Source organism: Streptococcus sp. CF7_Ac1-12, assembly GCF_024295905.1.
Lineage (GTDB): Bacteria > Bacillota > Bacilli > Lactobacillales > Streptococcaceae > Streptococcus > Streptococcus mitis_AP.
The window spans coordinates 196,300-210,006 of sequence record NZ_JANCPG010000001.1 but is presented as its reverse complement, the minus strand read 5'-3'; the positions used below and the strand labels follow the sequence as shown (position 1 = coordinate 210,006).

13 protein-coding genes and 1 riboswitch are annotated in these 13,707 nt (G+C 42.0%); all 13 genes read right to left on the bottom strand.

The window, feature by feature from the left end:
- Nucleotides 1–46: 46 nt before the first annotated feature.
- The 13 genes from NMM17_RS01060 to NMM17_RS01000 all read right to left on the bottom strand — a co-directional run bounded on the left by NMM17_RS01060 (nucleotide 47) and on the right by NMM17_RS01000 (nucleotide 13,628).
- The gene (locus NMM17_RS01060; RefSeq protein WP_254753670.1) at nucleotides 47–1,246 is read right to left on the bottom strand and encodes an ABC transporter permease; all 1,200 of its coding nucleotides are present in this window, start codon (nucleotides 1,244–1,246) and stop codon (nucleotides 47–49) included.
- Complete coding sequence (locus NMM17_RS01055) at nucleotides 1,243–2,136, bottom strand: ABC transporter ATP-binding protein (protein WP_254753669.1); 894 nt, start codon at nucleotides 2,134–2,136, stop codon at nucleotides 1,243–1,245. The genes NMM17_RS01060 and NMM17_RS01055 overlap by 4 nt, the downstream gene beginning before the upstream one ends.
- A gap of 235 nt (nucleotides 2,137–2,371) precedes the next feature.
- Nucleotides 2,372–4,777 (bottom strand): phenylalanine--tRNA ligase subunit beta, encoded by a 2,406-nt coding sequence (gene pheT / locus NMM17_RS01050; RefSeq protein WP_254753668.1) that lies wholly within the window; start codon nucleotides 4,775–4,777, stop codon nucleotides 2,372–2,374.
- Nucleotides 4,778–4,897: 120 nt separating this feature from the next.
- Nucleotides 4,898–5,944, bottom strand: coding sequence for a phenylalanine--tRNA ligase subunit alpha (gene pheS, locus NMM17_RS01045; protein ID WP_031237702.1), 1,047 nt, complete (start codon nucleotides 5,942–5,944; stop codon nucleotides 4,898–4,900).
- A 270-nt stretch (nucleotides 5,945–6,214) separates the two neighbouring features.
- Nucleotides 6,215–6,664, bottom strand: coding sequence for a GNAT family N-acetyltransferase (locus NMM17_RS01040; RefSeq protein WP_025171450.1), 450 nt, complete (start codon nucleotides 6,662–6,664; stop codon nucleotides 6,215–6,217).
- Between the two features lie 4 nt (nucleotides 6,665–6,668).
- Nucleotides 6,669–7,088 carry a chromosome partitioning protein ParB gene (locus tag NMM17_RS01035; RefSeq protein ID WP_000867300.1) on the bottom strand — a complete coding sequence of 140 codons (420 nt, stop codon included), beginning with the start codon at nucleotides 7,086–7,088 and terminating at the stop codon, nucleotides 6,669–6,671.
- A gap of 27 nt (nucleotides 7,089–7,115) precedes the next feature.
- Nucleotides 7,116–7,766 carry a phosphatase PAP2 family protein gene (locus tag NMM17_RS01030; RefSeq protein ID WP_024056908.1) on the bottom strand — a complete coding sequence of 217 codons (651 nt, stop codon included), beginning with the start codon at nucleotides 7,764–7,766 and terminating at the stop codon, nucleotides 7,116–7,118.
- Nucleotides 7,756–8,319, bottom strand: coding sequence for an ECF transporter S component (locus tag NMM17_RS01025; protein WP_000185834.1), 564 nt, complete (start codon nucleotides 8,317–8,319; stop codon nucleotides 7,756–7,758). The genes NMM17_RS01030 and NMM17_RS01025 overlap by 11 nt, the downstream gene beginning before the upstream one ends.
- Nucleotides 8,320–8,472: 153 nt before the next feature.
- Nucleotides 8,473–8,691: riboswitch (FMN riboswitch) on the bottom strand.
- 59 nt (nucleotides 8,692–8,750) lie between these two features.
- Nucleotides 8,751–9,254, bottom strand: coding sequence for a tRNA (cytidine(34)-2'-O)-methyltransferase (locus tag NMM17_RS01020; RefSeq protein WP_000181383.1), 504 nt, complete (start codon nucleotides 9,252–9,254; stop codon nucleotides 8,751–8,753).
- Nucleotides 9,255–9,446: 192 nt separating this feature from the next.
- A complete protein-coding gene (locus NMM17_RS01015) occupies nucleotides 9,447–10,277 on the bottom strand; it encodes an energy-coupling factor transporter transmembrane protein EcfT (RefSeq protein WP_254753667.1) in 831 nt (276 codons plus the stop codon).
- On the bottom strand, nucleotides 10,262–11,944 hold the full coding sequence (locus tag NMM17_RS01010; RefSeq protein WP_000656562.1) for an ABC transporter ATP-binding protein: 1,683 nt from the start codon (nucleotides 11,942–11,944) through the stop codon (nucleotides 10,262–10,264). Before NMM17_RS01010 ends, NMM17_RS01015 begins: the two co-directional genes overlap by 16 nt.
- A gap of 274 nt (nucleotides 11,945–12,218) precedes the next feature.
- The gene (locus tag NMM17_RS01005) at nucleotides 12,219–12,764 is read right to left on the bottom strand and encodes an ECF-type riboflavin transporter substrate-binding protein (protein ID WP_000795923.1); all 546 of its coding nucleotides are present in this window, start codon (nucleotides 12,762–12,764) and stop codon (nucleotides 12,219–12,221) included.
- 15 nt (nucleotides 12,765–12,779) lie between these two features.
- On the bottom strand, nucleotides 12,780–13,628 hold the full coding sequence (locus NMM17_RS01000; protein ID WP_001063591.1) for an S-adenosyl-l-methionine hydroxide adenosyltransferase family protein: 849 nt from the start codon (nucleotides 13,626–13,628) through the stop codon (nucleotides 12,780–12,782).
- Nucleotides 13,629–13,707 lie beyond the last annotated feature (79 nt).

Below are 13,707 nucleotides of genomic sequence, written 5' to 3'. Positions count from 1 at the left end.
TTCCACTCTTTTTGTCTCTCAAAAACCTCGCTTTCGCGAGGCTCTTCTATTTATAAGATAAGGCACGTTTAAAGGTTTTCCAAGGACCTAAATCATCTGTCTGCAGAACGAGACTAGCATACATACGCCCAATAAAGACTGTTGCAATTACTGCAAAAGCAATCGTAATAGCAAGCGAAATCCAAGCTTCTAGGCCATTTGCATAACCATTAATAGCTCTAAATGGCATGAAGAAAGTCGAAATAAAGGGAATATATGAACCGATTTTCAAGATCAAATTATCCCCTGCAGAACCTAAAGCAGTAACTCCCACAAAGCCTACCATAATTATAATCATCAAAGGTGACAAGGCTTTTCCTGCATCCTCAGGACGAGAAACCATAGAACCTAGGAAGGCTGCTAAAACTACGTACATAAAGAGACTGACCAAAATAAAGAGCAAGGTATTTAGAGAGAAAGCATCTCCCAAATGGTCCAGAATACCAAACTGAGCTAATAATGGCAAATCCTTAAAGAGCAGAATTGCAGCGAGACCACCCACGACATAGATGCCGATATGAGTCAAAATCACGAGTAACAAGGCAAGCATACGAGCATAGAAATAATGGCTAGCTCGAATGCTAGAGAAGACCACCTCCATGATTTTAGTCCCTTTCTCACTAGCCACTTCCTGAGCAGTGACACTAGCATAAGTAATTAAAATCATATAGAGAAAGGCTCCAACCGCTGTAGCCGCAATTGTTTGAATCATTTTTTTATTTTCCTTGGATTCATCAATTTTCTCCGTAAAGTTAACTGTTTGTTCCAAGCGTTTTTCCTGCTCTTGCGACAAATTAGCTGCCGAACGATTGAGTTGATCTTGAAGCTCATTTAACTTGCTCGTTACTCCTAGCTTAATAGCACTCTCAAGGGAAGTTTCACCGTGATAGACTGCCTTGAGGACGCTGTCCTCTTGGTCAATGGTTAGATAACCCTTGATTTTCTCATCTTTGATAGCAACTTGGGCACTGGCTTCATCCTGATAATCAAAATTGAGACCATTGGTAGATTTGAGACCTTCTGTCACAGCTGGAACCGTGCTAATCACTGCTATCTTACCACTTTGAGCCATTGATGAGCCTTGGAGATAGCCAATTCCTCCAGAGAGACCGATAAACAAGAATGGTGAAATCACCATAAAGAAGAAGCTCCACGATTTGACATGTCGAAGATAGGTTTCCTTGATTACAACCCACATATTTCTCATACTTCCACCCCTGATTCTAGTTTAAAGATTTCATCGATTGTTGGCGCTTGTTGATCAAAGGTTGCAATATATTGCCCCTGAGTCAAGATTGGGAAGAGTTCCCTTCCAGCGCTCTCATCCTCCAAGATCAATTTCCAACTGCCTTGTTTGGTCAAGCTCACCTGTTTAACATGAGGAAGTTTTTCCAATTCTTCCTTGCTTCGCTCACTTGAAACAAAGAGACGCGTTTTCCCGTATTGATTACGGACATCCTGGACCGGCCCATGCAAGACTACACGACCATCTCGAATCATGAGAATATCGTCACAAAGCTCCTCGACGTTGGTCATGACATGGTCAGAAAAGATAATGGTTGCCCCACGTTCTTTTTCTTGAAAAATGACTTGTTTGAGCAATTCTGTATTAACTGGGTCCAATCCACTGAAAGGCTCATCCAAGATAATCAAGTCTGGTTCATGAATCAGAGTAATAATGAGCTGAATCTTCTGCTGATTTCCTTTTGACAGACTCTTGATTTTATCAGTCAGCTTCCCTTTCACTTCCAACCTCTTCATCCATTGAGGGAGTTTTTCCTTGATCTCCTTGGCATCCATACCTTTTAGAGTCGCCAAGTAACGAACTTGTTCAAGGACTGTCAATTTAGGTATGAGACTGCGTTCTTCAGGCAGATAGCCAATCCGAGCGTAGGTCTCCTGACGAATATCCTGACCATCTAGACTAATTTCTCCTTGATATTCTAGGAATTTCAAAATACTGTGGAAAATCGTTGTCTTTCCAGCACCATTTTTCCCGACTAGTCCCAAAATACGACCTGGTCGTGCTTGAAAGTCAATACCAAACAAAACTTGCTTGGGTCCAAAACTTTTCTCTAGACTTCTTACTTCTAGCATCTTTCACCTCCGAAATTTCTTTCACTCATTATACTCTTTTTTGATAGCCTTTACAATAATTTTTGTCCATTTTTATCATCCTCATTTTAGTAAAAAATCTTGGAATACTTTGAGCTATGAGTACATTATACAGTAGCAAACTTCAATTTATCTTCTCTGTTCCTCAACTGTCTATTTTTAATCCTGAATTGTTATTTGAAAAGCAAAAATCCACCCCGAAGGATGGATTGATGATTTAACGCACTTCTGCATTGACTTTTTCTTCGAGAGAAGCTTGGATTTTTTCCATATAGCGTGCGACTTCTTCGTCCGTTAAGCTATCTTCTGGATTTTGGAAAGTCAAGCTATAAGCCATTGACTTCATACCAAGTCCCAATTTTTCGCCTGAGAAAACATCAAAGAGTTTGATATCTGTCAAACGTTTCACGCCGGCAGCTTGGATAGCATCTACAACTTCTTGGTGAGTTACTTCTGCCTTGAGGAGAAGAGCAACGTCACGGCTGACTGCTGGGAATTTCGTGATTTCCACAAATGGAGCAGCAGGTTGAAGGGCTACTTCGATGGCTGAAAGGTTGAGCTCAGCTACATACGTTTCTGGAATATCGTAAGCCTTAGCAGTGACTGGGTGTACTTGACCAAGGAAACCAAGAACTTGGTCACCGAGTGAAATGACTGCTGTACGACCTGGGTGGAGGCTAGCGATTTCAGCTGTAGCTGTATAGGTCACTTCTAGTCCCAAACGAGCAAAGAGGGCTTCAAGGATTCCTTTAGCATAGAAGAAATCAACTGGAACCGCTGCTGTTTGGAAATCTTTTTCAGCAACCAAGCCTGTCAAGGCAAAGGCAAAACTGTTAATTTCGTTTGGTAGATCTTCTTTTGGATTACCAGTTTGCTCAAAGACTTTTCCGATTTCATAAAGGGCCAAGTTTTTGTTCTTACGAGCCACATTGTAGGCAACAGTATCAAGGATACCTGAAATCATATTTTGACGGAGGACAGAACGGTCCACTGTCATTGGCCACATAAGTTCCGTAAGGTTACTTGGTTGAGCCGTAAACTCAACTGCTTTTTCAGGAGTTGTTAGAGCGTAGGTGATGATTTCTGTCAAACCTGCTCCTTCAGCGATCGTACGAACTTGACGGCGGAGTTTTTGGGTTGCAGTCAATTCACCAGCTGTACCATCATCTTTTGGAAGGCTGGTTGGCAAGCGGTCATAACCATAGATACGAGCGATTTCTTCAAAGAGGTCTGCTTCGATGGTGATATCCCAACGACGACGTGGTACGCTGACTGTAAAGCTGTCTGCATTTCCAGAAAGACCAAAGCCAAGACGACGGAAGACGTCTTCTACATCAGCATAAGAAAGATCAGTTCCGAGGACACGGTTAACATCGGCAAGAGTTGAAGAAACTTCCACATCAGAGGTATCAAGCTCACCTGCTGAAACGATACCTTTACGTACCGTCGCACCTGCAAGCTCTGCAATCATGCTAGCTGCCGCATCAAGGGCTTGATTGACTGTTGCCACATTGATCCCTTTTTCAAAGCGAGAAGATGACTCAGAACGAAGGTTGAGGCGACCACTAGTCTTACGGATTGATTTTCCGTTGAAGACTGCAGCTTCAAGGACGACACGACTAGATTTCTCAGAGATTTCTGTTGCTTGACCGCCCATGACACCTGCAAGGGCTACTGGCTTGTCTGCGACAGTGATGACTAGGTCATTTGTTTCCAAGTCACGTTCTTCACCATCCAAGGTCACTAATTTTTCACCAGCACGAGCTTCACGCACACGGATGTCAGTCCCTTCAAAGGTATCCAAGTCAAAAGCATGCATTGGTTGACCAAAGTAGAGCAGGATGTAGTTTGTCACGTCCACCACGTTGTTAATAGGACGGATACCTTCATTCATAAGAAGGTTTTGCAACCATTGTGGACTTGGTGCGATAGTCACATTGTCCAAGATACGAGCTGCATAGTAAGGCGCCTTGTCTGTCTCAATGCCCACAGAAAGAGCATCTGCTGCAGTTTGGTCAGTTTCTGAAAGAGTAAATTCTTTAAAGTTGACCGCCTTGTCATAGATGGCAGCCACTTCGTGAGCTACTCCACGCATAGAAAGGGCATCTGCACGGTTTGGTGTGATTGAAAGTTCGATGATTTCATCATCCAAGTCTAGGTATGAGAAGACTTCACCCCCAGGAACGGCTTTTTCTGGCAAGATTTGGATTCCATCTGCGAATTCCTTAGGCACAACTGAGTCAGAAATTCCCAATTCACCAAGGGAACAAATCATCCCAAGTGACTCAAGACCGCGGATTTTCCCTTTTTTGATCTTGTAATTGTCAGCGATGCGAGCTCCTGGAAGAGCCACCATGACTTTGATACCAGCACGCACATTCGGTGCACCACAAACAATTTGACGGGCTTCTTCTTCGCCAACGTTAACCTGACAAACATGAAGGTGAGTTTCTGGCACATCTTCGCAAGACAAGACCTCACCGACGACAATTTTTGAGAGACCGGTAGCCGGTGATTCCACACCTTCTACCTCGATCCCTGTGGTTGACATTTTTTCAGCCAACTCTTGTGATGGCACATCAATGTCCACCAATTCTTTTAACCATTTATAAGATACAAGCATAATTCTGATTGTAAGGTCCCACCAAGTAAGACCTTTTCAATTCCTTTCTTTTTCTTCGAGTCAGTCCTCACCATTTCTCGTCAAGAGTAGCTGACTAGGACTGTGTTTCAGGTTTCAATCTTATTTAAACTGTTCTGAGAAGCGGACATCTCCTTGGTAGAATCCACGGATATCGTTGATTCCGTAACGGAGCATAGCTACACGCTCTTGTCCAAGACCAAAGGCAAATCCAGAGTAGACCGTTGCATCAATTCCACTCATTTCGAGAACACGTGGGTGAACCATACCAGCACCCATGATTTCAATCCAACCAGTTTTCTTACATACGTTACATCCTTCACCACCACATTTGAAGCACGAAACATCCACCTCAACAGATGGTTCTGTGAATGGGAAGTAAGAGGGGCGCAAACGAATTTGACGCTCTTCGCCAAACATTTTTTGCACAATCAACTGAAGGGTTCCTTGAAGGTCTGCCATAGAAATGTTCTTCCCAACAACCAAACCTTCGATTTGGTGGAATTGGTGACTGTGGGTCGCATCGTCTGTGTCACGACGGAAGACACGCCCTGGTGAGATCATTTTCAAAGGGCCTTTAGAGAAATCATGAGCATCCATAGCACGCGCCTGCACAGGAGATGTATGAGTACGGAGCAAGATTTCTTCAGTGATATAGAATGTGTCCTGCATATCGCGGGCTGGATGATCTTTCGGAAGGTTCATACGTTCAAAGTTATAGTAGTCTTGCTCCACTTCAAAACCATCCACGACTTGGTAACCCATACCAATGAAAATATCTTCGATTTCTTCACTGGTTTGTGTCAAAACGTGGCGGTGACCCGTCGCAACAGGGCGACCTGGAAGTGTCACATCGATACTCTCGCTAGCCAGTTGAGCTGCGACTTTCTTTTCTTCCAATAGTTTAGCTGTTTCTTCAAAGGCTGCTGTCAAGACATCACGAGCTTCATTGACGTGTTTCCCGATAATCGGACGCATCTCAGCAGAGACATCTTTCATCCCTTTGAGGATTTCAGTAAGTGAACCCTTTTTCCCAAGGACAGAAACACGCAAATCTTGCATCTCTTTTTTATTTTCAGCAGTAATCTGCTTCAAGCTAGCCAGCGTTTCTTCACGAAGCGCTTTTAATTGTTCTTCAATAGTTGACATAATTCCTCCATCAGTCTCTCGTAGATAAAAAGAAAACCACATGCCAAAAACTCCACTCGGAGCGTTGACACGCGGTACCATCCGTTTTTATCTGACAAGTCAGACCTTCATTTCTAAATCCATGCACAAGTGAATTCACCCAGCTTTCATATAGAGAGCTTGCAGTCACGGCTCTCCTCCCTGATATACTTCCCTTGAGTTACTAGTCTTGCAGATTTCTATTCAATTACTACATAGTTTATCAGATTTTGAGTTAAAAAACAAGTTAGATTAGATTAATTTCAATACAAAACTCATTCCTTTTTCTGTTGCTCCATTTTCCACAAATCCAAGCGACTTGAAACACCTCCTAGAAGCATGATTGTAGGTGTAGATTTCCTTGACTCTCAATTCTTTCCATCCTTTTACTCGAGCCAATTCAATCAAAGCACTTAGAATCTTTTTTCCAAGTCCTCGATGTTGGTAAGCGGAATTCCCAATCACAATGGGGAGATTATCCTGAGATAGTGTAACATCCCCAATTGGAAACCATTCTCCCTTCTCCTTGACTTCAATCCAAAAAAGTTCACCATGCTGATCCAAATGGGAATACATAGCTTCCAAAGTTTCTTGACTATAAGGTTTCTTCACACCATCTACGAGGTGAACTAAGTTCACATCCTGATACCAAGCAAAAGCTTCTTCACAATGATTGACCTTATAATAAGGAACAAGACGCAGTGCATTATCTATTTGTAAAATCCGTTTCATCTGCTTTCCTTTTCCACAAAATAGTTGCTGCTTGATTAAAACCATCACACCAGTTATACCATTTTGCTTCATACTCATCTTGAGCTAAGATATGATTTTTTAAATCCAGAACAGAGTAAATCATTCTTTCCTCACAAGCTTGCGCATAGAGATGATATAGTTCATCACCACCATCTCTATCCCACTCAGCAGAAATCGTATCCCGACCTGCCAATAAAGCCTGATAAGCCCTGTGATGTCCATCTGTAATCAACAAGCAATTTCCAAAGGCAAGAATACTGATTGGATCGACTTGGATTGTTTCTGCCGACTGGTAAAGCATCTGAATATCTTGCAACTTCTTTTCTGATAAGTATAGTTGAGTCGGATGAAGATCTGCTATATTGACTTTCATTTCTTTCTCCTCAAAGGAATTTGATACTCACTTCTGCTTGCCTTTAAATCGCCATTGGAATCGGAGCTTGTCATAGAAGGGAAACTCGATAAACAGGACTCCCAAGCCCACACAGAGACTGGCAAGGACATCTGATGGATAGTGAACTCCCAGATAGACCCTTGATACCAGCACACTGACTAGGTAGAGACCAAGGACGATTTGTACGATTTTTCTCCAGACTGGATTTTTCATCCGTTGACTGAGAATGATAATCAGAGAACCGACCATCAAGGTTACAGCCAGAGAATGGCCACTTGGAAAGGAAAATCCCTTCTCCTCAACCAAGTGTAAAATAGCTGGTCGTGGGCGCTGGTAAATATTTTTAAAGGTCACGATTAAAAGACCTGCCAAAGCCAGATTTCCCAGCATGAAGAAACTTTCTACCTTCCACCGCTTACGATAAAAGACAAAAGCTGTAATGACAACCCAAGTGATAATCACTGGAATATCAATCAAGCGTGTGATGGCCCTAAAAAGAATAGTCAAGTAATCTGGCAAGTCTCCTCGAACGGCAGTCTGTATCGGTTGGTCAAAACCGACCAGCGTTTCAGGGTAAAATTTGACCATGTAGCCAAGAATAACGAAAAGTAAAAGGGCAAAACTGCCCTTCATTAAAAATGTTTGTTTATCTCTCATAATGTTTTAAGGTTGGTTTCAAGAGAACATACAACAACCAGAATGAAACGGAAAAGATTACACCCTCAATCAAGTTAAAAGGTAATACCATGGTCATTAGGTAGTTGGAAAGTCCCAAAATTTTTCCAATATCAAAGTTAGCAAACTTAGCGTACAAAGGAACAGCATAAACATAATTGAGAACCAACATAGCCACGGTTAAACCAATAGTCCCAGCTAGAGAGCCTAGTAGGAAACGAAGGGTTGTCCGTTCCTTTTTCCAAATCAAAGCAAATACGATGACAAAAACTCCCAAAGCTACGATATTCATTGGCAAACCAATGTAAGTATTCACTCCCTGACTGTTAAGAAGCAGTTTCAAGAGTGAGCGAAGCAAGAGAACTCCTAGAGCAGCAGGCAAATCCATGACCACTAAGCCCACAAGGACTGGCAAGATACTAAATTCGATCTTGAGGAAGGACGCCGCTGGTAAAAGCGGAAAGTCAAAGTACATCAGCACAAATGAGATGGCTGATAAAATCGCAATGGTCGAAAGTCGACGTGTGTTTGTCATAACAGGTTCCTCCAATTTTCTATAAAATCAGAAGAAGTTAGAAAGGATTCCTCTATCTATTCTCACTTTTTATATCCCAAAAGTTCCCTCTAACTCCGTTGAGCAAGCGGTTACAGTTTGGCTATAAATCTATCAGAACAGACAAAGCTATTCTTTCGTCTTCTCCCATCCAGACTATACTGTCGGTTGTGGAATCTCACCACATCAGCTTGCGCTCGCGGACTTATTTGGCTAAGATATTTTAGATTTATCTAGGCGTCGCAGTCGAAGATAATACTTAAAGTATATCGAGACAAGACAACGACGAGAAAGCTAAAATAGCTAGTCAAATTTACCGCCGGTCGGGAATCACACCCTGCCCTGAAGACTCTTTTATCATAACAAAAAACGCTTGCAAGCGCAAGCATTTTGTTCATTTTCATTTTCATTTTTTATTTCAATTTATCCACTTCATAGGTATGAACAAGCTCAAGACCTGCAAAGTTCTGCTGGCGGAGAGCCTCATAGACAATCATGCAGACGGTATTAGACACATTGAGACTGCGGACATGTTCATCATTCATAGGAATACGGAGAGCTTTCTCAGGATGTTCTCGCATAAAGTCCTCAGGCAAGCCCTTGTCTTCACGTCCAAATAGAAAATAATGGTCTTCGTTAGTCGATAAATCCACATCAGAATACACTTTCTCAGCGAATTTAGAAATCAGATAGAGTTTTCCCTTCATCTGAGACATGAAATCCTCTAAACTCTCGTAAAAATAAATCTCTAGCTTATCCCAATAATCCAAACCAGCTCGCTTCATCTTGCGGTCATCGATAGGAAAGCCCATAGGCTTGATGATGTGGAGGGGAGAATTGGTTGCAGCGCAAGTACGCGCGATATTGCCTGTATTTTGTGGAATTTGTGGTTCAAATAATACAATGTGATTTGTCATGACTTGCTTCCTTTTACCATTGCAAAAAAATAGCCACACTGCCCGGAGTCAAGCTCAGCAAACAGCGTGGTTAAGGCATCGTTAACTTACCTCACAACAGGTTTGAAGTAAATCAGCGAAACTACTTTCTTAGTATAACACTTTCAGAATCATTGTCAATAGAAACGACTTGATTTTTTCAATTTTTTCAAGCTATTTCCAAGGGTTGTAAAATCGTCCCTGATTCTGCAAGATAAGTAGTAAACTAGCTACTAAAAACACAGCTGCCAAGAGCAAGGTAAGATAATCTCCTTTTTTCAAGGTCTGATAACTATACCAAGTCCGCTTTTTCTCTTTTCCAAAGCGGCGAAGCTCCATGGCGGTCGCGATGGTATCAATGCGTTCTAGCGAACTGAAAATCAAGGGAGTGATAATGCGCAGATTGCCTTTGATTCGTTGCATAAGAGAAGCTTTCTTGGATAATTCCATCCCACGCGCTTCCTGAGACATCTTGATAGTAAAGAATTCTTCCTGCAAATCTGGAATATATCGCAAGGTCAGGCTGACTGAATAGGCAATCTTATAAGGCACACCAATTTGATTTAAACTAGATGCAAACTGACTAGGATGAGTTGTCATCAAAAAGATAATAGCTAGAGGAATGGTGCAGAGATACTTAATGGCCAGATTTAGCAGATAAAAGAGCTCTTGACTGGTCAGAGTGTAGGCACCGATTCCCTGCCAAATCACACTTCTCTCTCCGTAAAGTCCAACCCCATACTCAGGAGAAAAGAGATAGACCATCAAGACGTTTAAAACGGCAAATACCGTCGCAAAAACGGCTACAAAGGAAACATCTTTAAAACGGATCTCTGACAAATAGAGGAGAAAGACCGAAAAGATGGCAATCAGAACAAGCAGTCTGGTATCATAGCTAATCATGGCCGCCAATGACACAAGGATGAAAAAGAGAAGTTTTCCAGCTCCTGACAAGCGATGAATCACAGTATCTCTATGCTGGTAACCAATTAATTTAGCTTGCATCCTTCTCTCCTTTCTTTGTAAAATGCCGTTAAAGCAAGTGGATCCACATCGAGTTTCTTAGCCAAGTTAAAGATAGAGGTTTCTTTTAGGTTGGCTTTTACTAACAGCTCAGGATTGCTCAACAGACTAGCTGGATTAGTATCGGCAATCAATTCCCCATCCACCATGACAAGGGCCCGATCTGAATAATCCAGCATCAATTGCATATCATGAGTAATCATGACAATAGTATGACCTTTTTGATGCAGTTCTTCAAGAAATTCCATAATCTCAGTATAGTTCTTCTGGTCTTGACCTGCTGTCGGTTCATCTAGGAGAATAATTTCAGCCCCTAAGACCAAAATTGAAGCAATGGTCACACGTTTTTTCTGACCAAATGACAGGGCAGAAATGGGCCAATTACGAAATTCATAGAGACCACAGATTTTCAAGGTTTCATAAACTCTCGTTTCAATTTCCTGCTCGCCCACACCTCGCAAACGAAGTCCCAGAGCCACCTCATCAAAAATCATATTGGTTGAAATCATTTGATTGGGATTTTGCAGCACATAGCCTACTCGTTCCGCCCGCTCTGCAACAGAATCTCCTTTTATATCCTGTCCTTCCCACAGATAACGGCCTTCAGTCTGGATAAAGCTACTTAAGGCCTTAGCAAGGGTTGATTTCCCTGCTCCATTTTTTCCGACAATGGCAATCTTTTCACCCTTTTTAATATCTAAATAAATGGATTTTAAAATCGGTCTATCATCATAAAAAAAAGATACGTCCTCTAGTCTAAAGAGTGACTGTAAATCTGGTGTCTCTTTTACCAATTCAGTCTGCAACTGAACCTGGCCTTTTGAGATAGACAAGTTATCCAGATTTGCTAACTGTTCTTCCTTGGCTAAATCCACACCCAATTGACGGAGAGTGGTTAGATAAAGGGGTTCCCGAATTCCATTTTGAGTCAATAAATCAGTCGCCAGTAGTTGGTCAGGGCTACCATTAAAGAGAATACGACCATCGTTTATCAAGACAATCCGATCAACAGGACGATGCAGAACGTCCTCCAAACGGTGCTCAATAATAAGGGTCGTCGTCCCCTCTTCCTTATGAATCTGGTCAATCAATTCGATAATATCCTGACCTGACTTGGGATCGAGATTGGCGAGTGGCTCATCAAACAAAAGAATCGGACTCTCATCAATCAAGACACCAGCCAGACTGACTCGCTGCTTTTGTCCACCTGACAAATCCTGAGGACGCTGAGACAGTAAAGAAAGAAGGTCCAGCTTTTCAGCCCATTTATGAACACGGCTTTTCATCTCTTCTAAACTTGTTACATCATTTTCTAGAGCAAAAGCCAAATCCTCTGCCACGGATAAACCGATAAACTGCCCATCTGTATCCTGCAAAACCGTGCTAACCAGATGAGATTTATCATAGATACTCATATCAAAGGCCGCTTGCCCCTTGATCAAAAATTCTCCAGATGTCTGACCCTTGTAAATATTTGGAATAATCCCATTCAAACACTGACCCAAGGTAGACTTACCTGACCCAGATGGCCCAACAATTAAGACTTTCTCTCCCTTGTAAATGGTTAAGTCCACTCCTTGCAAGGTCGGTTCTTGTTGCGTTTCATACCGGAAAGAGAAATCCTTCCACTCAATTATAGCTTCTTTCATCTTACTCTCTTCATTCGCTTCTTCTACTCAATGAAAATCAAAGAGCAAACTAGGAAGCTAGCCGTAGACTGTACTTAAGTACGGCAAGGCTAAGCTGACGCGGTTTGAATTAGATTTTCGCAGAGTATTAGACTTCTATTTTATCATAAATTAACCCCTTCTTGCAGTCTCTTCTCTTAAAATCTTAGCGCCAAAAAGATTCCTATCCTAGCTTACTTGCCTAACTAATCTATAAACATCGAAAAAGACTGGTTGCCCAGCCTTCCCCATAATTTTAGTCCTTTTTCAAACTTCCTGCACGAGTTTGAGTTCCTGCATAGGCAAGCAAGAGAAGAGTTCCTGCAATAGCTACAGATACACCATTAGCAATTCCCGCAACAATTCCTTGTGCAAATACTTTTTCTGCCGCTTCTTGATAAATCACAACATCTCCAAGTGGTGCCAAGACACCCCAAACAAGGGCATTTGCAAGTAGTTGAATGAGGTTAAAAATAAGAATATCTTTCCAGTCAAAGACACCATTGATCACGCGAACGTACTTTCTAAATAGCCCCACAGCTAGACCAAAGAGGCCGCTAGCGATAATCCAAGTCCACCATAGACCGTAGCCAGCAAGAGAGTCCTTCACTGCATGCCCAATTAAACCAACAAGTAGTCCCACTAGAGGGCCAAAAATAATAGACAAGAGGCTCTGTACCGCATACTGAAGCTGGATGCTTGTATTTGGAATAGGCGTTGGAATACTAATCATCCCGATGACAACAAAGAGCGCAGCTCCAACACCGATAGCAACAACTTGTTTAATTGATTGATTTTTCATCTATATTCTCCTATTTTATGATTCTATTTTCTTTATTTCAATGGTCCAAGATGAACCGACACCCACATTATAGGCCTTGTCAAAGGAACCTTGGTTGATAGCCAGACCTAAACGATAGAGAGAGTTGATGTAAAGGATGGGTTGCCCAATTCTCACATCTGCAAATGATTTGCCATAAACAACCTGATTTTGATAGACCAGCATATCTGCATGATAGATAGTCACCTCAAAACGGTCACCGAATGCTGGTCCCAGCTTGTAAAACTCTTCTCGTGTGATAGAGGTCCAAAGCGAGCCGAAACGCACATCCAGAATATCAATAGCTCCCTTCACCAAATGGTCTTCAATGATGGTCTCTACGACTGGAAGCTCCACAATCTGATCCACACTGAGCTCTGGTCCCACTTCCTCAAAAGAAATGTGACCACTGGCCAGTTTAGCACCAGTATAGGCATAGACATCACGACCGTGGAAGGTATAAGAATGCTCTGTATTTTGACGTCTATTGGCCACTTCAGAAATCTCACGAATAGCTACAATGCCAACGTGTTTCTTGATAAAAGAAAGCGTCCCATTATCTGGCGTGACAATGTATTGATTTTTTGCAGTCTTGGCAACTACACTCTTACGTTTCGAGCCGACACCTGGATCGACAACCGATACAAAAGTCGTTCCCTCAGGCCAGTAATCCACCGTCTGAAAGAGACGATAACTCCCCTCAAAAATATTATAAGGCGTAATATCGTGCGTCAAGTGATGAATTTTTAAGGTTGGAGATTCTTCTAAAGCCACTCCAATCATAGCCGATACCGCACCATCTACCAGACCAAAGTCTGATTGTAATACCAGTAAATTATTATTCATTTTATCTCCTTATACACCCTTTATCATACCATATTTCAGAGAAAGTCGCTAATAGCTATTTCAATTGCTTAGGGTATAG